Origin of the sequence: Pseudomonas sp. JS3066 (assembly GCF_036328175.1) — a bacterium.
GTDB lineage: Bacteria > Pseudomonadota > Gammaproteobacteria > Pseudomonadales > Pseudomonadaceae > Metapseudomonas.
The window spans coordinates 3,311,636-3,335,969 of record NZ_CP143312.1; the positions used below are offsets into that span (position 1 = coordinate 3,311,636).

Here is a 24,334-nt window from a genome sequence, read left to right on the forward strand (position 1 = left end):
AGGTCAGTTGGTCAGCAGGTCTAGGAACGCATTGCCGGAGGACGACTTCTTGCCGCCGGTGAGTCGCGAGCGACTGGACGGGTCCAGACCGAGCAGCGCGCCGAAGGTCACCATCTGCGCCATCGCCTCTTTGGCGGCGGTCAGCGCGGGGTTCTTCATCGGACTGCCCATGGCCGAGGTCATCAATGGGCCATGCTCGATCACCAGCCGCTGGGCGGCGCGCCAGTTGCCGTAGGCCGTACAAAAGGCCTCGACGTTATGCAGATCGGTGATGCACAGGAGCTTCTGGGCCAGCAACTCGGGGACCACCATCGCCCACATGCCGGCGGCTTCTTCAGCCAGCCACTCCGGCGCCTCGACGTTGGTGACCTGGGTGAAGTCAGGCTCAGCTTTATTGAGGGCTCGCTTGCCGGGATTCCCCGCCAACTCCTTGACAGCGGTCGGCTTGGGTCGGCGCCCGGAGCGCCCCTTGACCCCCGGCATCAGCGCAACTCCCGAATTTCATTTTTCGCGGCGACGCGAGAAAGCTTTACGGGGCGGTCACTTAGGCATAGGCCCCAGACTTTTGACCCGCCCCCTCCCCTCGTTGGCCGTCTTGGCCTCGTGGCAGGGCACGCACAGGGACTGCAGGTTGGCATCGTCATCGGTGCCTCCATCTGCCTTCCTGATGACGTGGTCGACGTGCTTGGCAGGGGTGACTCGACCCTGTTCGGCACACGCCACGCAGAGCCCCTTGTCACGCGCCATGATGCGTTCGCGGATGCGGCGCCAGGCCGCACCATAGCCACGCTCGGTGGTGCTGCCTGAGCGATCCTCGCGCTTGCTCCAATTGCTGCGCTGATCAGCATGACCATCGCAGTAGCCCTTCTGCCCACGGCTATTCACCAGGGCTGGGCATCCATGAGCACGGCAAGGACGAGCCATTGCTTACTTGGCCAGCGCAGGTTGCTTTACGGCGCGGGCGACAATCACCAGGCCAGTGAGCACGGCATAGGCAACCGGCGGGATAACACCGGCCAGTTGCGGCAGCAGCTGCTCAGCCAGTGCCAGCAGGCCAGTGGCGCCGGCGATCTGCACGCTGGTCATCTTGAACAGCTGGGAGACGTTATCGATCAGTTGCATGACGAATACCTCAGGAAAGGAAGAGCGCGCGCTCAGCACCGCGACGTGCGGTCAGACCAGCCAGCACCTTGCCACCGGCCTTGTTCCAGCGCGGGAACTCATCAGCAGCACCGATGTAGTTACGGTCGTTCAGCTTGCGCAGCAAGGTGGACGTCTGTAGGCGGCCAGCGCCCAGGTTGAACACGAAACTGACCAGGGCATCGAACTGGCCCTGGGTCATCGGCACGCGAACCGCCTTTTCGACGGCGGACTCGGCGTCATGCAGGTCATCCCGCAGCAGGCGCTCGGCCTCGTCACGGGTTATGGTCATGCCCTGCTTCACATCGGCGCCGGTATGTCCGTAGCCGATGGTGAGCACACCCACGCTGTCGCGGTACGCAGTCAGGCGCAGGCCTTCATAGCCCTGAACCAGGGCAACGCCAGCGTCACTTGTGCGCATGGCGGCGATCCTTTCCGTCCCACTTGTCCTGGAAGTCCAACTGAATGAACCGGGCGACGTTGCCCTTGGCGCGGTAGATCAGAACCATCACAGCGCCGAGAATGATCAGCAGCCAGGGCGAGATCGACGCAGGGTGCGAGCCCCGAAGTGCCTCAACGAAAACCGTCAGCGCATATCCGCCACTGCCAATGCACAGCAAATAGGCCACCAAGGACACGCCAAGGCGGTACCGCAACTGGCCACGGCGAAAGGAAGCGATGCGCAAGCAAATGGCGCTGCAGATCGACGCAGCAGCCAGGGTCCAGGGATCAACCATTTCGACCTCCGAAGCGGTCCGCGATGAAGCGGAGCCAACCAGGCGTCTTTCCTCCCTGCACCCACTCCAACAAGCTGGTGCCCACGACGACGCAGAACAAGGCGCCCGCGAATGCGACCAGGCCCGATGTCTTGGCCAGTTCGCGCCCTATGAATTCGCTGGCGACGTAGTACCCCACTATCCATGAGGCGATGAAGTAGCCGATGCGCGCCAAGGGCGAGAGGTCCTTGGCGTACACCACGAAGAACATGGCGCCGGCGAAGGCACCGATCACTGCGTTCATGTCGACGCCGGGCACCAGAGCGGCGCCGCCGATGCCGAACAGCCCGGCGGTGGCGATCGCGCCAGTTCCTGGCTCGGCCATGAGGTGATCTCCAAATAAAACGCCGGCGGGTGGCCGGCAGAGGGGCGCTGCTGATGAGGGGAAGCAGCAGGAACAGAAACGAAAAAGCCCAGCACGGTGGCTGGGCTTTAGGAGTTCGCTTTCGTCAGGGGGAAGAACGACAGAATGGGGAAATCCTACCGCCAGCCGAACATAAGGTCAATACGTTATAACAAACCATTTATCACGCTGACCGCTTCCACGCTTCGTTCAGGTCTCGCATGACCTGCTTATCCATGTGGCCTGGCCCCTCTATACGGCCTGAGCGGTGGCCGCAGGCAAGGCATTCGATCACTCGCCAGTAGGCCAGACCAGGAACCGGCTTCTTGCGGACCGTCTCGCCAACCTCGACGCGGACCTGGTCAGAATCACATTTCGGGCAGTTGCTGATATGCCCCGTCGCATTCGCTTCCTTCACGCTGCCTCCTTCATTTCGCCCAACATGGCCGCAACCGGGCCAAGGGCCTTCCGGTCCAGGTCACAGCATACGTCGAAGCAGGCCTGCACGAACCCCGCCCAATCCCTTCCCCAATTCTCCGAGCGGATGGCGAGTTTGAAGCGCTCCAGAATCCACGCACGAAACGCCTCGGGCGACGGCAGCGGATCCGGCATGGAGCTCTGGCCGCCCTGGTGTTGCATGCGGTAGCGGTGGACGACCCCGCAGCAGATCGCGAAGGCCCGTGTCTCCTTCTGCTGGGACATGGGTTCGTTCTTCGCCAGCCGCCACACCAGCAGGTTCGCCTCCACCTCGTCGCCGCGACTGGCGAGCGGGTTATAGAGGTGGTGGCCGAAGCGCTTCAGGTCACGCGGCAGGGTGTCGATCGCCAACTGGATGCGCCCGGCCAGGGCCTGGTGCACAGCATGGGTGGTGCCCCGTTGTTTTTCAGTCTTCTGCACCGCTGCTTCGAGTTGGGCCATCTCAAGCGCATGTGACATCACCGAATCCCAGGGCTGGTAGTACGCGTCATGCCAGGCTTGCCGTGCTGTGTTCAGTTGCATGGTTGGTTACCCCTCAGTCACCAGTCCAATTGCCACCACTGCGGTGATGGTTGTTCGTGCGCCCCACGTAATCCACGCCAGGTCCGCCGGCCATACCTCCACTGGCCTTCCCTGCCGCATCCAAACGCATCAGCAGTTGGGCGATCATCTCGCGCGGCTCCAGGCGCGCGCCGGACACGGCATCCACCAGACCCGTCCCGTCACAGGCCTCGCACTCCAGCTTGTGGAAGATGCCCTGCGTCACCCCGCGGCCTTGGCAGATCTCGCAGCGGGCCAGCTCTCGCCGCGCCACGCGAGCGTGATAACCCAAACCGTGGCGCATCAATTCGCCCCCGCCTCAATGGGGTACTTGCGGATGTGCACGCGGACCAATCCACCCTGCACGGGCTCGCCGATGCTGGCGGTGGTCACGAAGTTCTTGTCATCGATCCCCAGGCCATCGGCCACGCCATCACGGCCCGCCTTGAAACGCGCCATCAGGTTGTCGTCGTCGTGAGAGCGGCGGTTCGGTGGGCAGAAGGTGATCCACAAGTACAGGCGCCCTTCCGGGACCGTTGCCCCGCTCGCCTTGGCCAGCATCCCGCAGGCATATCGGTAGGCTTTCACGTGGCGGTGGCGTTGCTTCCAGTGCACCCGGGCGTTGGGGCTGAGTTCCTTCGGCGGCCACGGCAGATCGAGCTGGATCACCTCGGCAACTCCCTTTTCCCCGTCCATTTCATCTACCTCATTTAGAAAGTTAAATTTCGGCCACAAACCGCACAGCACTAGGCCGGAACGGCAGTCGAGGAAAAGCTTATTTCGGCACTTTTCAGCCCGTGCGCCTCGGTGAAACCACGCTCATCGAGGTACGCATGCCAGGCCTCCAGCCCCTTGCGACGGGCCTGGTCGATGCCGGTTTTGATGTAGGTGCTGGCGAGCTTGCCCATGGAGTGGTTGAGCATCAGCTCACCCACCAGGAAGTCGATGCCGAGCTCTGCCCACACGGTGCGGGCCAGCTTGCGCAGGTCATGGCTGCGCCACTGGCGATTGCTCATGGTGCGAAACATGGTCGAGGCCTGAGACGTGGACAGCGGAGCTCCGCCGGCCATGGCGAACACCCACGGGCTGTTGCGGCGAACCGGGTGCTGCAACTCGCGGTAGCGGGTCAGCAGCGCGCACACCTGATCGGTCAGCGGCACCACCAGTTCCTGTCCGGTCTTGGTGTTCTGCGCCGGGATGATCCACACCCGCTCCGGCAGGCTGATGTGCTGCCACTGCGCGAGGCAGGTCTCACCGATGCGGGTACCGTGGGCCAGCATCATCAGCGCCAGCATGCCGGCCACCGGGTCCTGCTCCAGGGTCTGACAGAGGTGCGGCAGCAGGGTCGGCACGGCCACCGGCAACAGGCCCGCCGGGCGGGGCGGCAGGTTGCCGGTCCAGAAGTCCTTCCAGCTCACGGCCGACAGCGGATTGGACTCGATGCGCCCCTGCTTCTCCGCCAGCGCCAGCGACTGCTGAAGGCCCTGCAGGGCCTTGTGCGCGGTGTGCGGTGAGTGGGTCTGCTGCATCGGCCAGACCAGCTTGTCGTCCACTACGGCGCGGCTCAGCTGCTTCAGCTTCACGCTGCCCAGGCGCGGGATCAGGTGCCGCTTGGCCAGGCTGGCCATGGTGCGGCGATAGCTGGTGGACACCGTGCGGTTCTGCTCAATCCGCCCGACCCACCAGGTGATCACCTGGCCTACGTTCTTGAAGGAGTCGCGGCTCATGCCTCGATGCCCTCCCCGTCGAACCAAGCCAGGAAGCCAGCCGGGATGTCGTGGCCAGCCTCCGCCAAGAGCTGCATGCAGCGCTCGAGCAGTTCCCGTTGGGTGCCGAACCGTTTCTCGAAACGGGCCTTGTTGTGATGGAAGGCCACCCCTTCCCCGCCGGTCTGGTGGTGCGCGGCGCACAGCGGCAACACGTTCCAGTGCGCGTGCGGCTTGGTCCGGCCGTCGATGTGGTGGATGCTGCAGAAGTCGTTGAACTCGCCGGCTTCGACGCGGCAAGCGATGCAGCCAACGCCGCTGACCAGCATGTGGTGCCAGTCCTTTTGGGCCTGGGTGACGGTGCGACCCTGCATCATACCGATACCCCGCTGGCGGCCTTGTCGGCCTGAATCAGGGCATAGGCCTCGGGTTCGCTGCACACGTAGGCGAATGGGGCATCATCACCCTTCCGGATCAGCGCCAGGCCACTGCCGAAGCCGACAGCAAACGAGCGACACGGGATGACGGTGTATCCGCAATTTGTCCGCCAGTGATGCGGACAGACTGCGCCCGATGAATCGCGCACAGGTCGGATGCGAAGTTGCTCAGCCATTGGCGACCTCCCGGCGGGCGCTGTCCCAGTCGAACACCACCACCACACCACCGCCCTCGCGCAGCCGGTCCACGGTGCGGTCACCCAGCGCCTCCACCAACGCACCAGCGCCCAGGTTGGAGATCACGATGGTGGGCTTCACGTCCTCGTAACGAGCGTTGATCACCTCGAACATCACCATCCGCTCGAAGTCGGTCCCGTAGCTCGCGCCAACCTCGTCGAGAATCAGCAGATCCGGGGCACGGAAGATGTCCAAGGCCTCGCGCTCGGACTGCGTGGACTCCTTCGAGTAGCTGGCCTTGACCTGCTGGCAGACGCGGGAAACCGTGGTGTACATGGCGTTGCAGCGGTACTGGTCGATCACCGCCCCGGCCACCGCCGCTGCCAGATGGGTCTTGCCATTGCCGACCTTGCCCAGCAGCATCAGGCATCGGCCAGCTTCAAGGTTCTCGGCGAAGCGGTCTGCGTAGCTCCGGCAGGCCGACAAGGCGATCTGCTGCTTGTCGGTTTGGGCCCGGTAGTTGTCGAAGGTCTTGGTCTTGAACCGAGGCGGGATCAGGGCCTGCCCCAACAAGCGTTCCAGCCGGGCGGCGATAGCTTGGCGCTGCTGCTCGGCGCGCTCTTGGGCTTCCTGCACGGCCTGACGTTCGCGGGAACACTCCGGGCAACCAGTGATCTGGCCATCGCGCAAACGGCTGGCGATGAACGCGCCGTGCGTTTCACAGCTGGACGATTCGGTGCCAACAATCCCGGCCGACTGCGTCAGGCGAGCCAGACTTTCGACCAGCGAGTTAGAGCGAGAAGGTTCCATCAGGATTGGCCTCCAGTCCGGACATGAGGTCTTGGCCATTCAGGCCGGTGTGCTTGGCAGTGGTGGGGCGGGTTTGACGCGGGGCGGGCTTGGGTTCGGCGGCGGCGCGGACACCGGCGTTCTTGATCGCCAGGACCAGCTTCCGGCACCAGGACTTCTGCGTGTCAGCGACGTGCTGTGTGATCCAGTACGAGACGAACTCGGCAACGGCCTCGGGGGTGACCTGGGTCTGTTGGATGCCCATGGTTTTCAGCTGGGGCGCCAGGCTCAGTTCGTCTGGCTGCCATTCCTCGAACATCTCGAAACGCTGCCGCGCATCGACTCCCGCGCCACCGCTGTTGTTGTTTTCTTCTTCTCTTCTCTTCTCTTCTCTGGTCCGCTTCTTGTCCGCATCGGAAACGGACGATTTGCGGTCATTCTGTTTGCGGTCCTTATCCTGCGCCCGACGCTTGGCAGACGCGCCGTTGTGGGCTTCGAAGCGCGGAAGCTGCAGCGAATCGCCGGTATCAATCAGCCAGCCAACGTCGACCATGGCGGCGGAAAAACCCGACCACGCAGCCAGATCATCCAACGCTTCGAGCGAATATCCGGACAGGCTTCCGTCTTCAGAGTGGGAATCAAACAGACTCCAGACGGACAGAAGTCCACCAACGATCCGAAACCTGTCCGCTTTCAATGCGGACGCCATGCGGATGACTTTCGGACTCGTCAGCAGGTCGGTACGCATCTTGATCCAGTCGCCAGCCATCTCAAGCCACCTTGCCCACGGACTGCTCGAGGACATCGAGCGCGTGGCGCACTTCGCCGATCTCGCGGCGGATGGTGAACTTCTCGGAGCTGGTGATACGGCCGTCGGACAGGGCGTCGTGCATCGAGCGGGTGACATCGGCGGACTCGGCGACGAGGTTAAGCAGGGCCTGCAGCGGATTGGCCTGGGTGGACTCAGGGCGAACCACTAGGTCGTAGCCGTACTCCGCCAGTTGGGCCCGCAGGACGCGGCGCCGTGCATCTTCAGACAGGTGCGTCAGAATCTGGCCGTACAGCTCAAGACTCGTCCGATGGTTTTCCCGATTAGGGTTGACGCAATCCATGAGGCGGGTTTCGTTGACCCCCATCCGCTTGGCCAAGGCAGTACCACCCTCCCCCTTCACTTCCCGGTGCAATGTCCATTCGAAATCTTCCATTGCGAACTCCTCGTCGTTTCTCGCGTGGCGCCGCCGACTGGGTGGAGGCAACCTGACATCACTCGATCAACCGACACGGAAGTAAGCATCCATGCCGTATGACCCCTCTGAACTGCCGGGCGAAGTCCTCGCCCTTCGGTGTTACGTGGCAGCCCTGATTCAGGTTCTGCCCCCATCTACTCGGCTTCTCGTGGCGGAAGCCTTTGAAACGCGTGCTGATCTGGTAATCGATCAGCTGGATGAATCTGGGAAAGCCGGGTTCGTCCGCACGGCGACTTCGCTGGCGGTTAGGCGACCTTCTTTGGCTTCGGTGGCTTCGGGAGCTCGGAATGCATAGCGTCGATGGCGGTGCCGACGGAGTAGCTGGGATTGCTGATGGCGCCGCTGCGAATGCGGAAAATGGTCGAGGTATCGCAGCCTGCTCGCTCGGCAATGGCCTTGTAGGTGAAGCCGGCGCTCAAGAGTGCATCGAGCTTGCTGGCGAGGGTGATGGTGGTCATGCGCAATCTCCTGATCGGATATGCACAGTATATGCATCTACGCATAACCGTCAACGCATAAGCCCCCTATTCACCTATGCATCAGGGACGGGCAGCATTGCGTATATGCAAAAGAACAGTATCCAGACCATCCTTCCTCAGCTGCTCAAGCGCGAGGGGATCACTCCGACTGAGCTGAGCCGCATAACCGGCGTCGGACAGTCCACCATTTCCAGAATGCTGAGCGGGAAGATCGCCAATCCTAAGGATGAGCAGGTCTATCCCATCGCTGAGCACTTCCATATCTCCACTGACCAGCTCCGCGGGCGCTATCCGATCGACAACCTGATCACGTTAAGCGCCGAAGAGAACTCGCGTGCTCATCGCCAGGGTGCTCCCATGGCGCCGGAAGCCGTTATGGATGGGCCGATGGAGGTCTGGGATGACGACACCCCCCTTCCTGAGGATGAGGTTCTGGTGCCATTCCTGAAGGAAGTCGAACTTGCAGCAGGGAGCGGGCGCATGTCAGTGGAAGTGAACACCAAGCGCCGGCTTCGTTTCGGCAAATACAGCCTCAAGAACAAAGGCGTCGATCCAGCCAACGCGCGCTGCGTGACCATTACCGGGAACAGCATGGAACCGGTGTTGAAGAACGGCGCGACCGTAGGTGTGGATGTGGGTAACACCCGAATCGTGGATGGCGACCTCTTCGCCATCGACCACGGCGGACAGCTGCGCGTGAAGCAGGCTTATCGCCTGCCGGGGGGTGGCATCCGTCTACGCAGCTTTAATCGCGACGAACACCCCGATGAAGAGTATTCGCTCGACGACATGGCGCGGCACGAAATTGTCGTCATAGGCCGTGTGTTCTGGGGCGCGATGTATTTCTAGCCAACAACAATGACAAGGAGGTCGCTATGCGCGCCACTCTGCTCGCAGCATCGATTGCCCTGATGACCACTGGCTGCGCCAGCATCTTCAGCGAGGACACCTACCCCGTTCACGTCACCAGTTCGCCCGCTGGCGCAACCATCGAGATTCGCGACGAGGACGACAACGTGGTTTACAACGGCACGACGCCTGCCGTGGTGAAGCTTTCCTCCAGTGCCGGTTACTTCGACGGCGAGCAATACACCGTCAAATACAGCAAGCCTGGCTATTCGGACGAGGTCTTCGTGGTCGATTCGGGTATCGAGGGATGGTACTGGGGCAACCTGCTGGTCGGCGGCCTGTTGGGAATGCTGATCATCGACCCCGCCACCGGCGCAATGTACGACCTGCCGACGAAAGCCGGCGCCACCATGAAGCCGCTGGATCAGCCGATCGTGGCGGCGCCTACAGCAACCCAGACCGCCACTTCCGCCGCCATGCCGGTGGCCACCAGCGCGCCGCTTAGCCAGCCGCAATGGCAGGAGCAGCAGCTCCAGCAACTCAAGGCCGAGCAGGGCCTGAGCTACGAGGAGTACCAGCGGCGGTATCGGCAGATCACCGCTCAGTAACCCCAATCGACCGAAAAGCCCGCCAAGCGCGGGCTTTTTTGTGCCCGGAAGAATGCATGCATATTTTTTTGCATCCATGCATTGACATGCATATGCGTCAATGCATAATTATCCCAAGCCGAACGCGAAAGCGCCGGCAGGGCCGAGAGGCCTGGGGCAACCCAAACGCTCTTTAACAACCAGACGAACCCCGCGACGTACCGGCACCCGCCGGTGGCGAACAAGCTAAACCGTCGCCCATGCAGCCTCTGGTAGCTGCCGGACTCCCCATATCGGGAGGACGCCGATCCGTGTGAGCCACCCGATGCGTAGCCAGCCGCTGCACCGGGGAGAGGTGGGGAAACCCGGCACCAAGCATGGAGCGGAACAAACAACAGAGGAGGAACCAGCCAATGCAGTAGCAAGACCAGCCGGCAACACGGGCCGGCGACCCACGACGAACTGCCCTACCCAACCCGCGCCGCAGAGCTGCAGGTAGTCGTGGCGTACACGTCCCCGATGACCATCGCGAGGAGACCGATCTACTCGCGCTGAACAGGGAAGCTCGAAGGCCCCCAAGACTCGCGCCAAGGCTATCGGTAGCCAATGCGCCTACAGACATCGCTGACGCAGGACGCCGCGCAAGACCCCAGCAGGTGAGCGCGGCTGCTTCACGGAAAGCATCACTGATGCGCCTTGGCGACAGGGCGCATTGGGATGCACACAAACCGAGGGAACACCATGCGCGAACTCACTGGCCACCAGGTCAACCCCGCCAACGACACGCTCCGAATCCAGGTGGTGGATGAGCCCGGCTCCGGCGGCGCGAACCACGCCTACGTCATCCATGGCGCCAACATGCACAGCAACCCCAGCTTCGGCGTGCTGGAGGAGCTGGCTGGCTCCTTGGGCGAAGAGGAAGACGGTTACTTCGTGCTCTTCCAGCAGGGTCCGATACCTGACGCAGGCGTCAATGGCGTCACCCATGAGGTGCTGCTGGCCATCGTGATCGACCGCCTGGAGTGCTTCCAGCGCGGGCCGTTCGCCAGCGCCTACAACGAAGTCGCTCTCACTCACCTGCTACTCGCCCAGAAGACCCTGCTGGATCGCACCCGCGAGCGGATTCAGCGCGGCGTAGAAGGCACCCACAAGGCTTGACCAACCGAGGGAACACCATGAAATCGAAAGTCCTGTTGCTCGCCGTGCTCCTGGCCGTTTCCGGCCTGGCCAGTGCGGCACCTTCCAAGCTGTCCTTCTGCACCGGCGGTGAGGGCGGCTTCTACGAAAGCCTTGGCCAAGCCATCGGCAAGGCGATCACCAAGACCACCCAGGCGGAACTGGAGGTGCTGAACACCGGCGGCTCCGTCGAGAACGCCGTGCTGCTGAAGGACGGTGACTGCGATATCGCGATCATCCAGGCCGACGCAGTGATCAGTCAGCCGCTTCCGTCGGACATCAAGGTCTCCGACGCCCACACCGAGGTGGTCTATTGGCTGCACGGCAAGGCCGGAGTTGATGACTTCGGCAAGATGGAGAGCAGCTCCAACGCCGAGCGCTACGCGGTGGCATCGGTCTCCGGATCCGGCGGCCTGGTCACACTGAAAAACTTCGCCAAGACGGACAAAGACTACGAAGACGTCCGCATTGTCGAGTTCGATGACTGGTACAGCGCGGCCGAGGCCGTCGCCCAGGGCTACGTCACCAAGGCCGGCGTGCGGATCGAGATCGCCGGCATGATCTACGTCGGACGCCCGGGCTTCATCACCTCCGACATCACCGAGGACTTCGGCAATCAGATCCTGATCGGCGAGATCAATGACGACTCCTTCGCCGACTCCAAGGACGCCAACGACAACCCGCTGTACACCCACTGCTCGGTGGACAGCAGCCACACCTCTGGCCTGAAGACCTCCACCACCCTGGCGCCGGACACCTACTGCCTGCGCGCCCAGGTCGTCTACAACAACGAGTACCACAAGGACCTGTCCGCCAAGGAAGTTCGCGTGGTGCGCCGCGCCGTCGACAAGGGCATCAACAGCGTCGTGAAAGCGGTGCGCTGACGTGTTCCGCCTGGCCCTGGCCATCCTCCTGGGTGGCCTGCTCTTCACCACCTTCACCGTGCTGCACCTCGTCTCCATCACCTACTTCGCCGGCGTCCTCTCGGGGCTTCTGCTGGGTATGGTGTTGTGGCTGAAGGTGCGGCGCACCAGAACCCCGCGGTAACGACACGGGGCACCACCGGCAAGCAGGAGCGAACCGGATGCAACGCAGGAACTGCCCCGCCTGGGCGATCAGGGGCAACGATTTATGGGGATGGCTCTGGTGAGCACCGGGGCGCGCACGAGTGCAAGCCTGGAGATCAGATGCCATCCCCACCCTTCCCAAGCAGACGGCTGTGAAGCCAGCGCCGGAGACGTAACCGGCAGCGCTCCACCACTTCCATGCCCCTATGCACGCGGGGCCTTTTTGCCGGGTTGCCCGGCACCTATTCCCTCCGCTGGCCAAGGCCGGCTTTTCACAGCACGAGGTGCACACCATGGAAATCTCCCAAGGCGTGATAGACGCCCATGCCCTGCTGGTCGAGATGAATGCCAAGACCAAGGCCGCCATTGCACAGTTCCACATGCGCCGCCGGCAGCGCTCGGTGCAGGCTGTGCTGCCCAGGCTGATTCAGGTCATCCCCTGCGGTCGCGACTTCTACCACCTGAAGGATGCCTACTCCGGCAAGGTGATGGGGTTCCGGGCGGGACATCGTGCTGCCTGCGCCGCTGCTCGTGAACTGGAACGCGGAGTGGCCTGACCATGATCAGCCACGAACTCAGCGCGGTTGAAGCGAACAGCCGCACCAGTGCCATGCTGGCCGCGCAGATCGACCAGTTCCTCGCGGCCGGCGGACAGATTCAGGACATGGGCGAGATGCGGACCATTCCGCTGCCCCTGCGCCGCGAAGTCGAACCGGCGCCCAAGGCTTCCAGGAATGCTCGGATCATCCCGCCGAAGGAGTACCTGGACCAGGCGGGGCGTCGAGAGGCGAAGCGACGGGAGTTGGCACCACAGGTGCGCGAACTGGCGGAGACACTGAACATCTCCCAGATCGCCGCGAAGCTCGGCGTCAGCCGCCGGATGCTCGACACCATCGGCCGAGACTTCAACATCACCTTCAAACCGGCCCCAACCGGTGCACAGCTCGCCGCCATGGCGCGCGACAAGGTCTTCGCCGAACGGCTGGGTGCCTTCCTGAAGATCGGACTCACCCGCCGACAGGCCCTGATGGCCTCCGAACTGGACTACCGCGTGTTCAACCGGATCTGCAAGACCTATGGCCTGCAGTTCCCTGAGAAGCTGGAGGCCTGACCATGGCCAAGACCCAATGGGAGCGCGACCAGGATGCCGCCGAGAAGCGGAAGGAACTGGGCGAGGTCGAGCTGCGCCACCGCGTCATCAAAGGTACCAACGCTGCTCTCGCCGAACTCATGCTGTGGCATGGCTTCAGCCAGAAGGCCGAGGCCATCCAGATCCTGATCATCAACACCCACGCCCTAGGTCCTGAGTTCTCTGGCGCAGTAGCGGCAGCAGCCAGCCAATGCCCGAGGGAAGCGGTAGAAGACCTACGCCACCGGCTCCGCCCCGGTACCCGCGCCATGCTGAATGACATAGCGCAGTGGCGCGGCATCACCAACCTGGCCCAGGTGGTCGAGCAGCTGATTCACGAAACCCACATGCTTGGGCAGCAGCACTCCGCTCACCGGGTTCGCGTGCCGCGCCACGAATTCACGGTGTCGGAAAACGTGGCGCAGTGGATTCACGCCAAGGGCATCAGCCAGTGCCGCCTCGAAGACCTTCAGGAAGCTCGCGCCGAATGGCGTGACTGATTACTCCCATCCCACCCGCCAGCCGCACCAGCGGCACGGCATCGCTCGACCTGGAGAAAGCCATGTCCCTACCCGTGAAGGCCTGCTCTGACGATGAGTTGGAGGGGTATGCAGCAATTCACCCCGAAGCCGCAGAAGAACTTGCTCGGCGGATCGTCGCCGGCCAGGGCGCCAGAGAGGTCGAGCTGGATGAGGTGCGCCAGCAGCTCCGCGACTCCGAAGAGCGCGAGGAGGAGCTTGAGCGCGACCTAGAGAAACTAAACGACAGGGTTGAAGACGCCATCACCAAGCTGCGTGCCCTGATGGATGACTACAGCGTGAGCGAAGACCTAGAGGACGAAATTAACAGGGTGGCAGACAGCTTGGAGGTCGGCCTATGAGCACCTTCGCCGTATTCGGCATGACGCGGGACCAGGCTCTGGCCGATGCCCGCAAGAACGTGAAGACCACCCGCCGCACTCCCCAGGGCGAAGTCGCCATTCCGCTGAGTGAGTGGGTTCAGCTCTGCGAGAAGCGCGCCGACGAGATCATGGCCGGCACCAAGGTGAAACAGCTGGGGCCGCTCTTCGACGCCCCCCAGTACGCCGATGAGTTCATTGCTTTGGCGCGGCGCACCCTGAAGTGCCGAGACCTGCAGATCCGGTGCAAGGCCGCGCTCACCGATGCCCAGGGGAATCCGCTGATCAACAAGAAGACCAAGGCGCCGAAGGTTGGATGGCAGGACTATGAGCCGGACCGGGCGCGATCGGTAGCCTGACCGCAGGCTATGGACGGAATCGAAGGGCATGCGCAGAATACTGTTTATTTATCCAGTATTCGCCATGCACTTCGACATCCAGAGAATGCGCCACAAGGGCCGCGCCATGAAGAGGCGCCAAGACGTCAACGCCACCCCTATCCGAGGTGACGTAAGGATCGGATTGGCCAAGAACACCCCGATGGAGCGGCCGGCCATGGCGGCCTCGGTTCAGGCCGAAGGTCGACTCCAGCCCGAGCTACCTCCCCTCTACGACGTACAGGTACACAGCCTCATCGGTGACTCCCTGGTGATCACCGGCACGGAGATCATCGACGGGGTGGCCTATGCGCAGTCGTGGCATTGCAGGGTGGTGTGAGACGTTTAGCGCGGCTTAATCCCATGCTGCTTCATGAACGCCTCTGCACGAGCCACCGCCGCTGCCTCGGCCTCTTCCTCGGTATCAAACTCCCCCTTTCGGGTTGGGGGAACAGGCATTCCGCGAACAGTGATTTTCTGGATATCCCATCCTGAAGCCAAGTCAGCGGCAGTCAGGTCGATGGTGACATCGCCGGTCGTGACCCGCTTGCTATACAACGACATCGCACTCTCCTTCATCCAGCCCCATGCCGGGCTCCCGAACCTACCCCACTCCATGCCATAGCGCCACTACGGCGAAGGAATCCCGCTATGCCTGAAGGAACCCTCTTCGAGTTCAGCCACGCCGATCTTTGCACCCTGGCTGTGAAATGGCTGAAACGACCGAACAGCGCAGGCGGTCCCGGCTGTCACGTCGCCGTCAGTGAATGCCGGTCCGGCTGGACCGGAGAGATACCGGACGCTATCGGGTTCCGCGCCGCCGGCAGCGATGACGACGGTTCGATCGTCGTCGAGTGCAAGACCAGCCGCTCGGACTTCTTGGCCGACAAGAAGAAGGCCCACCGAGCCGATGGCGGCCTGGGCAACTTCCGATACTTCATGTCGCCCGAAGGCCTGATCAGTCCGAGCGAACTGCCGGAAGGCTGGGGCCTGCTCACCGTGAACAACCGTGGCCACGTGAAGGTCGTCGCCGGCCTAGCCGTGCACTACCGCGAGTCCTGGGGCGCAACGCGCGCTCACATGGCGACCTGGCGCCACGATGCCGACCGACACCGGGAGCAGTTCCTGCTGGTGAAGCTGCTGCACCGGGTGGGCGACCCAGAAGCCCTGAACCAGAACCTGCGAAACGCCTATGCCGAGCAGCGGCGCCTGATCAATCGCGTGAACGAACTCAACGATCAGATTCGCTACCAGCGTATCCAGCACTATACGGAGAGAACCGAGGCCACATGACCCGCCCCATCTACTGCCGCTCTACCGGCCAACTCATCAACGCCTGCAAGTGCTTCCGCTGCATCCCCGTTCCACCCAAGTCCTGATCCATCCCCTACCTACTCAGCTTGGCCATGTGCCAGGGAGGGCTTCCCATGTCTGAAAAACCACTGAAGGCCTACCACGTGGGCGAGGACAGTGATGGTCACCAGGTGATCGTCTTCGCCACCAGCAGTGCCGCAGGGCGCCGCATTGGCGGCAACGAATTGAACCTGATGTTCGAGGAAGTCACCTTCTGTCGCCGGGCGCCTTGGGCCGATGAGTTCGCCGGGCAGCCTTTCATCCCAGCCAAGGCCTACCACGAGCAGGGCTGGTGGTTGAGTTGCAACAACTGCGAAACCCAGCTCTACGACGACGCCGAGGACGACGACGGCAACCGGCTGCAGATTGTCTACGAAGGCCGGCACGCCTACTGCAACCAGGACTGCAAGGACGCACGGGATCGGGAGGTGGCAGATCTCAACGCCAAGGGCGAGGCCTTCAAGGCCAAGGTACTGGCAGCCCGCTCCGACCTGACCTTCACGAAGTGGAGCGTCGGCTGGCCGCGCATTACGCAGAGCGTGCTTTTCACCTTCCCAGGCGGGAGGTACCACGGAGAACTGCGCGATCAGGATGGCACGGGCGCGCTGGAGATCTACGTCGCCAATGGCGACAAGGACGCCTGGGCAGTCTACGAAGCAGGGAGGCAAGCAGCATGAAGCGCATCTACCTCGCCGGCCCCATGACCGGCCTGCCGGACTTCAACTACCCGGCCTTCCATGCCGAGGCTGAACGCCTCCGGGAGCTTGGCTTCCACGTCGAGAACCCCGCGGAGAACGAAGCGCCTGCCGATACCACCTGGTCCGGCTACCTCCGCCTGGCCATCGCCCAGTTGGTCACCTGCGACACCGTGGCCCTGCTGCCCGACTGGCATGAATCCAAGGGCGCCATGCTCGAGCACCACATTGCCTGCCACCTGGGCATTGTCAGGGTGATGGCGGCCGACATCGGGCGGCGGGCCATGGCCACGCCGGGAGGGCTGCCGGCATGAGCCTCGACAAATCCGCCGCCATGCGCGTGATCGAAGCGCAGCTGGCAACCGCGCGAATCGCTGCCCTCGAATCCCTGCTACGTGACGCCCACAAATACGTGGGCCGCTGCGCCAGCCCTGGCGCCATGGATTGCAGCAAGAAAATCGTTGATTACTTCGCCGACTTCCGGCCTATGGAGCAAGAGCCATGATTGGTAAACACACACTGTGCAATTGCCCGGCAGGGTTCCGCGCAGATCCTGAGCGCCACGCACCGGATTGCCCTGGCCGCGTCGGAGCAGGCAAGACCTCCGTGAGCGAGCAGAACAAAGGCCATGGCCACGTGATTCCGCGGCCCGACGGCAACAAGACCCGTTGCGGCGGCCCCGGCATATGCAAGGTGTGTCAGCAGGAGCAGGTCGACTATGCGCGCAGCACCGGCGCGTCGATCTTCGATGTGATCACTAAAACGGCGCCTGGCATGCGGCCCAAGGTGAGCCAGGACATGCAGGACGCCATCCTCGACCAGATGCGCCAAGACGGCTTCAGCATCGACGGCGACAACGCCTACAAGCGCGACCTGCTGGATTGCGTGGTGGGCGCCCTGGCATTCGGCAAGCAGGGCTCCACTCCGCCGCCTGAAGGGCACTGGCTGTATCGGTTCTGGGAGATCGGTGACGCGGAAAGGAAGGAGCGGGACGCCCTGGCCGCGCGCCTGACAGCCTTCGGGAAGCCGGTGGCTGTGGTTGATGAAGGCGACGATGGGCAGTGGGCGGTGATTCTCCCTGACGTATCGGTGAAGGTCGGACAGCAGCTCTACGCCGCTCCCATAGCGACGGAGCATCACACCTACACCACTCAGCCGGGCGAAAGCCTAGCCGGCATAGCGCTCCGACAGCTCAAGGACGAAAGCCGCTGGGTGGAAATCCGCGATCTCAATGCACGCCCGTTCCCAGATATGGGGCCGCACGACTACTACCCAGTTGGCACTGTGCTGGACATGCCTGCCAGCACCAGCGAGGAGCCCTCCCATGGATAGAGCCCCACGCCACCGCGCCATGGTGGACTTCCACCAGCACCAGGAACGGAAATGGTGCGTGCTGGAAGAGGATCACGAGAAGGTGGAGAAGGAGAACGCCAGGCTGCGCGCCGAGTTGGATGAGCTGGCCGAGGCCGCACGCGAGAAGGATAAGGACTACTTCCAGCTGCAGTCCGAAGTGCAGAACCTGCGCGCAGCCCTGGCTGCCCGCCAGGTGGGCGGGGATGAGCTTGACGCAGCCGCCGAACGCAATGCTATGCAGAGACAGCGGGATCAAGCGCGCGAGCAACTGCGCCGCGAATGCGACGACTTAGATGCAGTGCTGCGGCTGTTCAATTTCAACCCCGACGAGTACCGAACCGATGGAGGCTCGCTGAACCTTCAGAAGTTGAAGGCGGATGGCGGGATGGGCGGGGATGAGGAGGTGAAGTCGTGAATGACCAACTGAAGCCGGTGGCTGAGGTTTCGCACGAAACATTCAGCTCAGACGGCACCAGCGACATCATCACCTGCAACCTGCCAATTGGAACCAAGCTCTACGCCCTCCCCGAGGGCTGCGCGGTGGCGCCGGTGGTCGCTATAGAACAAGCTCGCGAGCTGCTGGTTGATATTGCAGGGATGATCGTCGAGCCGTTCACGATGGAGCAGTGCCGAGACCCCGAATCGCTCATCAGCAGGATGGCGGCGAAGCTGAACCAGGTCGATGCCATCCTCGCCCAGCAAGGGCAGGAGGTGGGGAATGGCTGACGCCCACGTCATGAAGTGCACCATCCACAACCTGCGCTTCGAGCAGCCTGACGATTGGCACGAGAGAAAGCTACCTGCCGGCGGCTGTTACCTCTGCATGGCGGATCAGCTAAAAGCCGCCCAGAAGGAGTTGGCCGAAGTCACCAACCAGCGCGACACCCTGCTGGCCGCCATCGATGTGAAGCTGACCGTTCAGGTTCCCGGCTTCGACTGACCCACCCCTTCCCACCTACCCCACCAGCTGCCGGCGAGAGTCGGCGGAGAGGTATTCTCATGAGAAAAGAACTCATCAAGATCAGCGAGTTCCAGCGGCGCAAATGGGGCGTGGGCGGCACTCCGCTATGCTCCCAGGCTATCCGCAACCAATTGCGCGACCGGAAAATCCCGGGCGAGCAGATCGGCAAAATCTGGTACGTCGACTGGGCCGCCTACCAGCGCCAGACTGGTAATCCCCTCGTCGACATGGTGCTGAAAGGAGCGGCGTGATGGTTCCACGACCCAGGAACAAGGCGAACAAAGGGCTGCCGCCCAACCTGTACTTTGACAGCAGGCGCGGCACCTACCGTTTCCGCCGGCCCACGGACGGGAAGTGGTTCCAGTTCGGCCGGGATCGCGGCGCCGCCATCGACGCCGCTCACCAGCTGAATGCCACCTTCATGCAGGGCGCCGACCTGATGGCCACCGTCCTGGGCGAGGAGAAGGTCAGCCTCTCCGACTTCCTCGGCACTTACGAGCAGGACATCCTGCCGCCCCGCGAGCTGGCCAAGGCCACTCTCGATCTGTACGGCGTGCGCTTCAAGCAGATCCGCGCCGCTCTGGGCGCGCAGCCGATCGACCAGATCACCATCCGCATGCTGGCCGAGTTCCTCGAGCCGCTGACGCCGCGCGCCAGCAACCAGGCCCGGGCGATCCTGACTGACGTGTTCACCCACGCCGCAGCTCGCGGCCTGGTGCCGGACAACCCGGCGGCGAGCACCATCCCGAAGATCGAGAAGAAGCAGCGCAAGCGCCACACCATGGAGGGCCTGAAGCTGATCCGCCGGCGCGCGCCGCTCTGGCTGCAAAACGCCATCGACCTGGCCCTGATCACCGCCCAGCGCCGCGGCGATATCCTCAACATGAAGTTCGAGGACGTGAAGGATGGTTATCTGTACGTGGTGCAGAGCAAGACCGAGAAGGCCTCGGACGCTGGCTGGCTGAAGATCAAAGTAACGCCGCAACTGGCCGCTGTCCTGTCACGTTGCCGCGATGAGGTGCTGTCGCCCTACCTGATCCACCGCCGACCCGAGCGCAAGAAGAAGCGCGAGGGCAAGGATCATTGGACCAAGGTGGACGAGCGCTTCCTGACCCGCGCCTTCAAGGACGCCAGGGACGAAGCCGGGTGTTACAAGAGTTGGAAGGAAGAGGAGATGCCAGGCTTTCACGAGATCCGCGCCCTCTCCCTGCACCTATATAAACGGGCGGGTAAGGACGGGCAGAAGATCGCCGGACATGCCAGCGAAGATATGACGCGCAATTACCAGCGCGACCACGCCGAAGTTGTCTGGTCGGAAGTGGAAGCGGACTTGGATATTGCGGAAATTGCGGGCTGAGTTTTGCGCGTATTTTGCGCAAGTTTTGCGCACGCCTCAGAAATGAAAAAGGCTCAAGCCGCTAAGTGCTTGAGCCTCTTCAAGAATATGGTCGGGACGGAGTGATTCGAACACTCGACCCCTTGCACCCCATGCAAGTGCGCTACCAGGCTGCGCTACGCCCCGACGTTTTCTAGCTCGCTCCGGATCGCCGGAAGCGGAGCGAACTATATCTTAAGCTTTTGAATTGTGGAAGGTTTTTTTAAAAAAAATTCACTTCCGCAACACATGGAGGACGTCCTCAAGCTCGGCAATCATCTGGCGGATGAGCTGCTTGTACTGGGTGGTGTCTTCCTTGGCTTCGTCCCCGGAGAGGCGCTGGCGCGCCCCGCCGATGGTGAAGCCTTGATCGTAAAGCAGCGCCCGGATCTGCCGAATCATCAGCACATCCTGACGTTGGTAGTAGCGCCTGTTCCCGCGCCGCTTTACTGGGTTGAGCTGGGGAAATTCCTGCTCCCAGTAACGCAGCACGTGGGGCTTGACTGCGCAAAGTTCACTAACTTCGCCAATAGTGAAGTATCGCTTGCCTGGAATGGGCGGTAACTCGTCGTTATGACTTGGTTCCAGCATAAGCTTCGACCCTGGCTTTGAGTTTCTGCCCTGGACGGAAAGTGACCACACGGCGAGCCGTGATCGGGATTTCCTCTCCTGTCTTCGGGTTTCGGCCAGGCCGCTGACGCTTGTCGCGCAAGTCGAAATTGCCGAACCCGGACAACTTCACTTGTTCGTTGTGCTCCAGCGCCTGACGGATTTCCTCGAAGAACAGCTCCACCAATTCCTTGGCTTCCCGTTTATTCAGGCCAAGCTCTTCATAAAGACGTTCAGCCATCTCAGCTTTCGTCAGAGCCCCCATACGCTACTTCCTTAACGTGGCATTGAACCTGTCTTCCAGCGAGGTGACGATGTTTTGCGTTGTGTTGTTCACCTCATCGTCAGTAAGAGTGCGCGATGGATGCTGCCAGGTCAAGCCAACCGCCAAGCTTTTTCTAAGCGGATCAATGCCTTTACCGTGATACACGTCAAATAGCCTGAGGTCAGTCAGCCATTCGCCAGCAGCCTCACGGATGGTTGCGAGTACCGACTCGGCGGCGACGTCGCGATCCACCAGCAGGGCAAGGTCACGACGCACTTCAGGGAAGCGCGACAGCTCACTGAACTTCGGCAGCTTGCCTTGCATCACTTCGGCCAGCACCAGCTCGAACATGTACACCGGTTGATCCAGGTCCAGGGCCTTTGCGAGTTCCGGATGCAGGGCACCGAGGAAGCCGACTAGCCGCCCTTCTCTTTCGATGCGAGCGGTCTGGCCCGGATGCAGGGCGGGATGCTCACCCGGTACGAAGCTGAAGGCGCCCAGGTCACCAGCGGCACCGAGGATGGCTTCTACGTCTGCCTTGGCGTCATAGAAGTCGACGGCGTCGCGGCCGTTGGCCCAGCCTACCGGCAGACGGGAACCGCAGAGCACGCCAGCCAGCATGGGTTCCTGCTTCAGGCCTTCGAGTTGCCCCACAAAACGCAGGCCGCTTTCGAACAGGCGAACGCGAGATTGCTGACGATTGAGGTTGTGCTGCAGCGCACTCACCAGCCCCGGCCACAGCGAGGAACGCATGGCGGCCATATCAGCGGAGATGGGGTTGGCCAGCATCAGCGGCTTCACGCCCGGATTGAACAACTCGAACAGCTTCGGATCGATGAAACTGTAGGTAATGGCTTCGTGGTAACCACGGGCGACCAGTAGACGACGCAGGGCCGGCAGCTCAATGGCACCTTCAGCGCGCGCACGCGGAGCCAGACGGGCTTGCGGGTAGCGAACCGGCAGTCGGTTGTAACCATAGAGACGGCCCAGCTCTTCGATCAGGTCCACTTCAAGGCTGATGTCGAAGCGGTGGCTCGGCACATCGACACGCCACTGGCCGGCACCATCGGCGGTGACCTTGAGGTCCAGCGCGGTGAGCAGACGCTCGATTTCGGCGGCGTCCATTTCCATGCCGAGCATCTGGGTGATGCGTTCGGCACGCAGGGTAACCGGAGCTACGCTTGGCAGGCTTTCCTGGCTGACGGCCTCGATGATCGGACCCGCTTCGCCACCGACGATTTCCAGCAGCAGGCCAGTGGCGCGCTCCATGGCTTCGCGGGCCAGCTGGAAGTCGACACCACGCTCGAAGCGATGCGAGGAATCAGTATGCAGGCCATAGGAACGGGCCTTACCGGCAACGGCGATGGTGTCGAAGAAAGCGGCCTCAAGGAACAGGTCGCGAGTCTTGTCGCTTACGCCGCTGTGCTCACCACCCATAACACCGGCGATAGCCAGGGCGCGAGTGTGGTCGGCGATGACGAGAGTGTCAGCGCGCAGGCTAACTTCCTGGCCATCCAGCAGGACAAGCTTCTCGCCCTCCTCCGCCATGCGCACGCGGATGCCGCCGTTGATTTCGGCGAGGTCGAAGGCGTGCATGGGCTGACCGAGCTCGAGCATCACGTAGTTGGTGATGTCGACTGCGGCGTCAATGCTGCGTACTTCGGAACGACGCAGGCGCTCGACCATCCACAGTGGGGTCGGGCGGGACAGGTCGACGTTGCGGATTACGCGACCGAGGTAGCGCGGGCAGGCAGCCGGAGCAGTCACTTCGACCGGACGCACTTCGTCGTGGGCAGGAGCAACAGCAGCAATTTGCGGACGGGTGACCGGAGCAGCGTAGAGCGCACCCACTTCACGGGCCAGACCGGAGAGGCTCAGGCAATCGCCGCGGTTGGGGGTCAGGCCCAGCTCGATGATCACATCATCCAGGCCCAGGTAGGCACGAATGTCCTGGCCTACCGGAGCATCGTCAGCCAGCTCCATCAGACCGTCATGGTCATCGCTGATCTGCAACTCGGAGGCCGAGCAGAGCATGCCATTGGACTCAACGCCACGCAGCTTGGCCTTCTTGATCTTGAAGTCGCCCGGCAGTTCAGCACCGATCATGGCGAAGGGGATCTTCAGGCCGGGGCGCACATTCGGCGCACCACACACAACCTGAAGCGTCTCACTACCGTTACTCACCTGGCAGACGCGCAGTTTATCGGCGTCGGGGTGTTGTTCCGTGCTTAGCACCTCGCCCACGACAACGCCACTGAATGCACCGGCTACGGGAGTAACGCTGTCGACTTCGAGGCCGGCCATGGATAGACGAGCGACCAGCTCATCACGGGAAACCTGCGGGCTGACCCAGCTCCGCAGCCATTGTTCACTGAATTTCATCCTGCTCTCCTAAGGGATTCGTTTCGGACAATACGACCTAGCGGAATTGCGCGAGGAAGCGCAGGTCGTTGTCGAAGAACAGGCGCAAGTCGTTGACGCCATAACGCAGCATGGCCAAGCGCTCCACGCCCATCCCGAAGGCGAAGCCCTGGTATTTCTCAGGGTCGATGCCGGACATGCGCAGCACGTTCGGGTGCACCATGCCGCAGCCCATCACTTCCAGCCAGCCGGTCTGCTTGCATACGCGGCAACCTTTGCCAGAGCACATCACGCATTGCATGTCGACTTCAGCCGACGGCTCGGTAAAGGGGAAGAAAGACGGACGGAAACGTACACCAAGGTCCTTCTCGAAGAACACACGGAGGAATTCTTCGATGGTGCCCTTGAGGTCGGCGAAGCTGATGCCTTCGTCGACCAGCAGGCCTTCGACCTGGTGGAACATCGGCGAGTGGGTGATATCTGAGTCGCAGCGGTAGACGCGACCAGGGCAGACGATGCGGATAGGCGGCTGCTGCGACTCCATGGTGCGCACCTGTACCGGAGAAGTATGGGTGCGCAGCAGCATGTTCGCGTTGAAATAGAAGGTGTCGTGCATTGCCCGGGCCGGATGGTGGCCAGGAATGTTGAGCGCTTCGAAATTGTGGTAGTCGTCTTCGACCTCGGGGCCTTCGGCAATGCCGTAGCCTATCCGAGTGAAGAACTGCTCGACACGCTCGAGGGTGCGGGTTACCGGGTGCAGGCCGCCGGAAACCTGACCGCGCCCCGGCAGGGTCACATCAATTCGTTCGGCCGCGAGCTTGGCGGTCAGGGCAGCCTGCTCAAGCGACTCTTTGCGGGTGTTCAAAGCATCCTGAACGCGCTCCTTGGCAGCGTTGATCAGGGCGCCGACCTTGGGACGCTCTTCAGCCGGCAAATCGCCCAGGGTCTTCATCACCTGGGTCAGCTCGCCTTTCTTGCCAAGGTAGTGAACGCGAATCTGCTCCAGGGCATTCACGTCTTCAGTTTGCTGCACGGCCTCAAGCGCTTGCGAGACCAGCGCATCCAGATTTTCCATTTACTGACTCCAGATACGAAATAGGGGAAGAGCGCAAGGCCCTTCCCCTATCGGTGACGTTTAGCACCGGGCAAGCCCGGTGATTGTCGGGGA

The 24,334-nt window shown here is 62.4% G+C and carries 43 protein-coding genes and 1 tRNA gene; 21 read left to right on the forward strand and 23 right to left on the reverse strand.

The window, feature by feature from the left end; genetic code table 11:
• Positions 1-3 precede the first annotated feature (3 nt).
• The 17 genes from SA496_RS15565 to SA496_RS15645 form a co-directional block, all read right to left on the reverse strand.
• The gene (locus SA496_RS15565; protein ID WP_330114084.1) at positions 4-483 is read right to left on the reverse strand and encodes a phage terminase small subunit P27 family; all 480 of its coding nucleotides are present in this window, start codon (positions 481-483) and stop codon (positions 4-6) included.
• 57 nt (positions 484-540) lie between these two features.
• Entirely contained in the window at positions 541-885 is a 345-nt protein-coding gene (locus tag SA496_RS15570; RefSeq protein ID WP_442965063.1) for an HNH endonuclease, read from the reverse strand.
• Positions 886-927: 42 nt separating this feature from the next.
• Entirely contained in the window at positions 928-1,122 is a 195-nt protein-coding gene (locus tag SA496_RS15575; RefSeq protein WP_330114086.1) for a DUF7940 domain-containing protein, read from the reverse strand.
• 10 nt (positions 1,123-1,132) lie between these two features.
• The gene (locus SA496_RS15580; RefSeq protein WP_330114087.1) at positions 1,133-1,561 is read right to left on the reverse strand and encodes a lysozyme; all 429 of its coding nucleotides are present in this window, start codon (positions 1,559-1,561) and stop codon (positions 1,133-1,135) included.
• Positions 1,548-1,877 carry a phage holin family protein gene (locus tag SA496_RS15585; protein WP_330114088.1) on the reverse strand — a complete coding sequence of 110 codons (330 nt, stop codon included), beginning with the start codon at positions 1,875-1,877 and terminating at the stop codon, positions 1,548-1,550. The genes SA496_RS15580 and SA496_RS15585 overlap by 14 nt, the downstream gene beginning before the upstream one ends.
• Entirely contained in the window at positions 1,870-2,241 is a 372-nt protein-coding gene (locus SA496_RS15590) for a putative holin (protein WP_330114089.1), read from the reverse strand. Before SA496_RS15590 ends, SA496_RS15585 begins: the two co-directional genes overlap by 8 nt.
• Positions 2,242-2,443: 202 nt before the next feature.
• Complete coding sequence (locus SA496_RS15595; protein ID WP_330114090.1) at positions 2,444-2,677, reverse strand: hypothetical protein; 234 nt, start codon at positions 2,675-2,677, stop codon at positions 2,444-2,446.
• Positions 2,674-3,258, reverse strand: coding sequence for a hypothetical protein (locus SA496_RS15600; protein ID WP_330114091.1), 585 nt, complete (start codon positions 3,256-3,258; stop codon positions 2,674-2,676). Before SA496_RS15600 ends, SA496_RS15595 begins: the two co-directional genes overlap by 4 nt.
• Before the next feature lie 13 nt (positions 3,259-3,271).
• Positions 3,272-3,502 (reverse strand): hypothetical protein, encoded by a 231-nt coding sequence (locus SA496_RS15605; protein ID WP_330114092.1) that lies wholly within the window; start codon positions 3,500-3,502, stop codon positions 3,272-3,274.
• 77 nt (positions 3,503-3,579) lie between these two features.
• Complete coding sequence (locus SA496_RS15610; protein ID WP_330114093.1) at positions 3,580-3,972, reverse strand: endodeoxyribonuclease RusA; 393 nt, start codon at positions 3,970-3,972, stop codon at positions 3,580-3,582.
• A gap of 50 nt (positions 3,973-4,022) precedes the next feature.
• A complete protein-coding gene (locus tag SA496_RS15615; RefSeq protein WP_330114094.1) occupies positions 4,023-5,003 on the reverse strand; it encodes a tyrosine-type recombinase/integrase in 981 nt (326 codons plus the stop codon).
• Positions 5,000-5,359, reverse strand: coding sequence for a Ref family recombination enhancement nuclease (locus SA496_RS15620; protein ID WP_330114095.1), 360 nt, complete (start codon positions 5,357-5,359; stop codon positions 5,000-5,002). The genes SA496_RS15615 and SA496_RS15620 overlap by 4 nt, the downstream gene beginning before the upstream one ends.
• Positions 5,356-5,595 carry a hypothetical protein gene (locus tag SA496_RS15625; RefSeq protein ID WP_330114096.1) on the reverse strand — a complete coding sequence of 80 codons (240 nt, stop codon included), beginning with the start codon at positions 5,593-5,595 and terminating at the stop codon, positions 5,356-5,358. The genes SA496_RS15620 and SA496_RS15625 overlap by 4 nt, the downstream gene beginning before the upstream one ends.
• Complete coding sequence (locus SA496_RS15630) at positions 5,588-6,406, reverse strand: ATP-binding protein (RefSeq protein ID WP_330114097.1); 819 nt, start codon at positions 6,404-6,406, stop codon at positions 5,588-5,590. The genes SA496_RS15625 and SA496_RS15630 overlap by 8 nt, the downstream gene beginning before the upstream one ends.
• Positions 6,387-7,154 carry a DnaT-like ssDNA-binding domain-containing protein gene (locus SA496_RS15635; protein ID WP_330114098.1) on the reverse strand — a complete coding sequence of 256 codons (768 nt, stop codon included), beginning with the start codon at positions 7,152-7,154 and terminating at the stop codon, positions 6,387-6,389. The genes SA496_RS15630 and SA496_RS15635 overlap by 20 nt, the downstream gene beginning before the upstream one ends.
• A gap of 1 nt (position 7,155) precedes the next feature.
• Positions 7,156-7,590, reverse strand: coding sequence for a phage regulatory CII family protein (locus tag SA496_RS15640; protein ID WP_330114099.1), 435 nt, complete (start codon positions 7,588-7,590; stop codon positions 7,156-7,158).
• 287 nt (positions 7,591-7,877) lie between these two features.
• Positions 7,878-8,090 carry a helix-turn-helix domain-containing protein gene (locus SA496_RS15645; protein WP_330114100.1) on the reverse strand — a complete coding sequence of 71 codons (213 nt, stop codon included), beginning with the start codon at positions 8,088-8,090 and terminating at the stop codon, positions 7,878-7,880.
• 105 nt (positions 8,091-8,195) lie between these two features.
• Here SA496_RS15645 and SA496_RS15650 point away from each other — a divergent pair, with 105 nt between their 5' ends.
• The 11 genes from SA496_RS15650 (at position 8,196) to SA496_RS15700 (ending at position 14,534) form a co-directional block, all read left to right on the forward strand.
• On the forward strand, positions 8,196-8,960 hold the full coding sequence (locus SA496_RS15650) for a LexA family transcriptional regulator (protein WP_330114101.1): 765 nt from the start codon (positions 8,196-8,198) through the stop codon (positions 8,958-8,960).
• A gap of 26 nt (positions 8,961-8,986) precedes the next feature.
• A complete protein-coding gene (locus tag SA496_RS15655; RefSeq protein ID WP_330114102.1) occupies positions 8,987-9,568 on the forward strand; it encodes a hypothetical protein in 582 nt (193 codons plus the stop codon).
• A 720-nt stretch (positions 9,569-10,288) separates the two neighbouring features.
• Positions 10,289-10,705, forward strand: coding sequence for a hypothetical protein (locus SA496_RS15660; protein ID WP_330114103.1), 417 nt, complete (start codon positions 10,289-10,291; stop codon positions 10,703-10,705).
• 17 nt (positions 10,706-10,722) lie between these two features.
• Positions 10,723-11,607 carry a TAXI family TRAP transporter solute-binding subunit gene (locus tag SA496_RS15665; protein ID WP_330114104.1) on the forward strand — a complete coding sequence of 295 codons (885 nt, stop codon included), beginning with the start codon at positions 10,723-10,725 and terminating at the stop codon, positions 11,605-11,607.
• A 1-nt stretch (position 11,608) separates the two neighbouring features.
• Positions 11,609-11,770 (forward strand): hypothetical protein, encoded by a 162-nt coding sequence (locus tag SA496_RS15670; RefSeq protein ID WP_330114105.1) that lies wholly within the window; start codon positions 11,609-11,611, stop codon positions 11,768-11,770.
• A 313-nt stretch (positions 11,771-12,083) separates the two neighbouring features.
• Positions 12,084-12,347 carry a hypothetical protein gene (locus SA496_RS15675; protein WP_330114106.1) on the forward strand — a complete coding sequence of 88 codons (264 nt, stop codon included), beginning with the start codon at positions 12,084-12,086 and terminating at the stop codon, positions 12,345-12,347.
• Positions 12,348-12,349: 2 nt separating this feature from the next.
• Positions 12,350-12,901, forward strand: coding sequence for a hypothetical protein (locus SA496_RS15680; protein WP_330114107.1), 552 nt, complete (start codon positions 12,350-12,352; stop codon positions 12,899-12,901).
• A gap of 2 nt (positions 12,902-12,903) precedes the next feature.
• Positions 12,904-13,419 (forward strand): hypothetical protein, encoded by a 516-nt coding sequence (locus SA496_RS15685; RefSeq protein WP_330114108.1) that lies wholly within the window; start codon positions 12,904-12,906, stop codon positions 13,417-13,419.
• A gap of 62 nt (positions 13,420-13,481) precedes the next feature.
• Positions 13,482-13,799, forward strand: coding sequence for a hypothetical protein (locus SA496_RS15690; RefSeq protein WP_330114109.1), 318 nt, complete (start codon positions 13,482-13,484; stop codon positions 13,797-13,799).
• Positions 13,796-14,176 (forward strand): hypothetical protein, encoded by a 381-nt coding sequence (locus tag SA496_RS15695; RefSeq protein WP_330114110.1) that lies wholly within the window; start codon positions 13,796-13,798, stop codon positions 14,174-14,176. Before SA496_RS15690 ends, SA496_RS15695 begins: the two co-directional genes overlap by 4 nt.
• 28 nt (positions 14,177-14,204) lie before the next feature.
• Positions 14,205-14,534 carry a hypothetical protein gene (locus SA496_RS15700; protein ID WP_330114111.1) on the forward strand — a complete coding sequence of 110 codons (330 nt, stop codon included), beginning with the start codon at positions 14,205-14,207 and terminating at the stop codon, positions 14,532-14,534.
• 5 nt (positions 14,535-14,539) lie between these two features.
• Here the strand turns inward: SA496_RS15700 and SA496_RS15705 are convergent, their stop codons facing one another.
• A complete protein-coding gene (locus SA496_RS15705; protein WP_330114112.1) occupies positions 14,540-14,758 on the reverse strand; it encodes a hypothetical protein in 219 nt (72 codons plus the stop codon).
• Positions 14,759-14,845: 87 nt separating this feature from the next.
• Here SA496_RS15705 and SA496_RS15710 point away from each other — a divergent pair, with 87 nt between their 5' ends.
• The 10 genes from SA496_RS15710 to SA496_RS15755 all read left to right on the forward strand — a co-directional run bounded on the left by SA496_RS15710 (position 14,846) and on the right by SA496_RS15755 (position 19,913).
• Positions 14,846-15,487: an adenylosuccinate synthase gene (locus SA496_RS15710; protein ID WP_330114113.1), complete on the forward strand. Its 642-nt coding sequence runs from the start codon at positions 14,846-14,848 to the stop codon at positions 15,485-15,487.
• A 134-nt stretch (positions 15,488-15,621) separates the two neighbouring features.
• Positions 15,622-16,224: a hypothetical protein gene (locus tag SA496_RS15715; RefSeq protein ID WP_330114114.1), complete on the forward strand. Its 603-nt coding sequence runs from the start codon at positions 15,622-15,624 to the stop codon at positions 16,222-16,224.
• Positions 16,221-16,556 carry a DUF4406 domain-containing protein gene (locus SA496_RS15720; protein ID WP_330114115.1) on the forward strand — a complete coding sequence of 112 codons (336 nt, stop codon included), beginning with the start codon at positions 16,221-16,223 and terminating at the stop codon, positions 16,554-16,556. Before SA496_RS15715 ends, SA496_RS15720 begins: the two co-directional genes overlap by 4 nt.
• Positions 16,553-16,747: a hypothetical protein gene (locus tag SA496_RS15725; RefSeq protein ID WP_330114116.1), complete on the forward strand. Its 195-nt coding sequence runs from the start codon at positions 16,553-16,555 to the stop codon at positions 16,745-16,747. The genes SA496_RS15720 and SA496_RS15725 overlap by 4 nt, the downstream gene beginning before the upstream one ends.
• Positions 16,744-17,574, forward strand: a complete 831-nt coding sequence (locus SA496_RS15730) for a LysM peptidoglycan-binding domain-containing protein (protein WP_330114117.1) — start codon at positions 16,744-16,746, stop codon at positions 17,572-17,574. The genes SA496_RS15725 and SA496_RS15730 overlap by 4 nt, the downstream gene beginning before the upstream one ends.
• Complete coding sequence (locus SA496_RS15735) at positions 17,567-18,010, forward strand: hypothetical protein (RefSeq protein ID WP_330114118.1); 444 nt, start codon at positions 17,567-17,569, stop codon at positions 18,008-18,010. Before SA496_RS15730 ends, SA496_RS15735 begins: the two co-directional genes overlap by 8 nt.
• Entirely contained in the window at positions 18,007-18,321 is a 315-nt protein-coding gene (locus SA496_RS15740; RefSeq protein WP_330114119.1) for a hypothetical protein, read from the forward strand. The genes SA496_RS15735 and SA496_RS15740 overlap by 4 nt, the downstream gene beginning before the upstream one ends.
• Complete coding sequence (locus SA496_RS15745; protein ID WP_330114121.1) at positions 18,314-18,535, forward strand: hypothetical protein; 222 nt, start codon at positions 18,314-18,316, stop codon at positions 18,533-18,535. The genes SA496_RS15740 and SA496_RS15745 overlap by 8 nt, the downstream gene beginning before the upstream one ends.
• Positions 18,536-18,594: 59 nt before the next feature.
• Positions 18,595-18,807 (forward strand): hypothetical protein, encoded by a 213-nt coding sequence (locus tag SA496_RS15750; RefSeq protein ID WP_330114122.1) that lies wholly within the window; start codon positions 18,595-18,597, stop codon positions 18,805-18,807.
• A complete protein-coding gene (locus SA496_RS15755) occupies positions 18,807-19,913 on the forward strand; it encodes a tyrosine-type recombinase/integrase (RefSeq protein WP_330114123.1) in 1,107 nt (368 codons plus the stop codon). The genes SA496_RS15750 and SA496_RS15755 overlap by 1 nt, the downstream gene beginning before the upstream one ends.
• Before the next feature lie 88 nt (positions 19,914-20,001).
• Here SA496_RS15755 and SA496_RS15760 read toward each other — a convergent pair.
• From SA496_RS15760 to pheS, 5 genes are all read right to left on the reverse strand, one after another.
• Positions 20,002-20,078, reverse strand: a tRNA-Pro gene (locus SA496_RS15760).
• An 87-nt stretch (positions 20,079-20,165) separates the two neighbouring features.
• The gene (locus tag SA496_RS15765; RefSeq protein ID WP_016493505.1) at positions 20,166-20,522 is read right to left on the reverse strand and encodes a MerR family transcriptional regulator; all 357 of its coding nucleotides are present in this window, start codon (positions 20,520-20,522) and stop codon (positions 20,166-20,168) included.
• Entirely contained in the window at positions 20,503-20,805 is a 303-nt protein-coding gene (ihfA, locus tag SA496_RS15770; protein ID WP_003282572.1) for an integration host factor subunit alpha, read from the reverse strand. The genes SA496_RS15765 and ihfA overlap by 20 nt, the downstream gene beginning before the upstream one ends.
• Positions 20,806-20,808: 3 nt before the next feature.
• Positions 20,809-23,187 carry a phenylalanine--tRNA ligase subunit beta gene (gene pheT, locus SA496_RS15775; RefSeq protein WP_330114124.1) on the reverse strand — a complete coding sequence of 793 codons (2,379 nt, stop codon included), beginning with the start codon at positions 23,185-23,187 and terminating at the stop codon, positions 20,809-20,811.
• A gap of 37 nt (positions 23,188-23,224) precedes the next feature.
• A complete protein-coding gene (pheS, locus tag SA496_RS15780; protein ID WP_120650372.1) occupies positions 23,225-24,241 on the reverse strand; it encodes a phenylalanine--tRNA ligase subunit alpha in 1,017 nt (338 codons plus the stop codon).
• Positions 24,242-24,334: the final 93 nt, after the last annotated feature.